We start from the raw sequence: 624 nt of genomic DNA, 5'->3' as shown, positions 1-624 counted from the left end.
CACGTTTTGGTCCAAATGCGGGTCACCCAATTCTTGGTGCTGCGGATTATAAACTGGTTCACCATTGTAAAAATGGTCGTACCGTGTACAGCTTTTGTATGTGTCCAGGCGGCACTGTTGTTGCGGCGACATCTGAAGAAGGTCGCGTAGTGACGAACGGCATGAGCCAATACTCTCGTGCAGAGCGTAACGCAAACAGTGCGATTGTTGTGGGTATCTCTCCTGAGGTGGATTACCCGGGTGATCCTCTAGCAGGTATCCGTTTCCAACGTGAACTTGAATCTAACGCTTACAAACTAGGCGGCGAAAACTACGATGCGCCAGCACAGAAAATCGGTGACTTCCTGAAAGGTCGCGATCCAAGTCAACTTGGTGATGTTGAGCCATCATTCACGCCGGGCATTAAGCTCACAGACTTATCGAAAGCGCTGCCTCCATTTGCGGTAGAAGCGATTCGTGAAGCCATTCCTGCTTTTGACCGTAAGATCAAAGGTTTTGCATCTGAAGATGGCCTGTTGACTGGCGTTGAGACTCGTACCTCTTCACCAGTTTGCATTAAGCGCGGTAAAGATTTCCAAAGTGTAAACTTAAAAGGCTTCTACCCTGCGGGTGAAGGTGCAGGTT

General features: G+C 49.2%; 1 protein-coding gene. It reads left to right on the top strand.

Features of this window, described 5'->3' with window-relative positions; translation table 11 throughout:
* The coding region (locus R7E78_RS27890) for an NAD(P)/FAD-dependent oxidoreductase (protein ID WP_411913778.1) at positions 1 to 624 on the top strand (624 nt) is incomplete at both ends.

This window comes from Vibrio sp. YT-19(2023) (genome assembly GCF_033337395.1).
Note: the sequence above shows the minus strand (reverse complement) of the source record. Positions and strands in the feature narration are given on the sequence as shown.